We start from the raw sequence: 967 nt of genomic DNA, 5'->3' as shown, positions 1-967 counted from the left end.
CGGGGGAGCGGAAAGCTGTCGCCCATCTCATGGATGCCCACGGGATGAGCGAACGGCGGGCGTGTAAAGCCATCGGCAGCTGCCGCATGACTGTGAGATACAAGACGATCCGGACGGACGATGGCGGCCTTCGCCAGCGCATGAAGGCGATCGCGCACGAGCGCCGCCCCTTCGGCTATCGGCGCGTGCATGTCCTGCTCAAGCGGGAGGGCTATACGGTCAACCACAAGAAGCTGTTCCGGCTGTACCGGGAAGAGAAGCTTGCAGTGCGCCGCCGTGGCGGCCGCAAGCGCGCCATCGGGACCAGGGCGCCGATGACGGCGCCGATGGCGCCGAACGAGCGCTGGTCGCTCGACTTTGTGTCGGATCAGCTGACCTGCGGCCGCCGCTTCCGCGTGATTGGATAAACTTGATGTGGTGGAACGGCCCGCTCCAACAGCATCAAAGTGCTAGAATGTGGTCGTTGTTCGAACGCCACAAAGGAGGGACCGTTCCGTGAAACAGGTTAGCACCATCGGGTTAGATTTGGCCAAGCACGTTGTCCAGGTTCACGGCGCGGATGCGGAGGGATCGCCCGTGTTCAACAGGAAATTGCGGCGCAGCGAGGTTCTGCGCTTCTTCGAGAAACTGCCACCATGCCTGGTGGGGATGGAAGCCTGCGGTAGCGCTCCCTATTGGGCGCGCGAGATCGCAGCTCTCGGTCATGAGGTGCGGCTCATTCCGCCGGCTTATGTCAAACCCTTCGTAAAGCGAGGCAAAACGGATGCGGCGGACGCAGAGGCCATCAGCGAAGCGGTGACCCGCAAGACCATGCGCTTCGTCCCGATCAAGACGGCCGAGCAACAGGCTGCCGCGATGGTGCTGAAGACCCGCACCCTTCTAGTGCGGCAGCGAACGCAGGCGGCCAACGCGTGGCGCGCGCATCTGGCCGAATTGGGCATCATCGCCACCGCTGGCCTGGCAAAGG

1 protein-coding gene and 1 pseudogene are annotated in these 967 nt (G+C 63.4%); both read left to right on the top strand.

All coding sequences use genetic code 11. The features are described 5' to 3' along the window. Positions 1-401: pseudogene (locus HZZ13_RS36310) on the top strand (IS3 family transposase); the annotation flags it as partial. 94 nt (positions 402-495) lie between these two features. Beyond that, positions 496-967 (top strand): IS110 family RNA-guided transposase (locus tag HZZ13_RS36305; protein WP_311973040.1); only part of this gene is annotated, 472 nt, incomplete at its 3' end.

Origin of the sequence: Bradyrhizobium agreste, assembly GCF_016031625.1 — a bacterium.
Taxonomy (GTDB): Bacteria; Pseudomonadota; Alphaproteobacteria; order Rhizobiales; family Xanthobacteraceae; genus Bradyrhizobium; species Bradyrhizobium agreste.
This window is presented reverse-complemented; position numbering and strand designations above follow the sequence as displayed.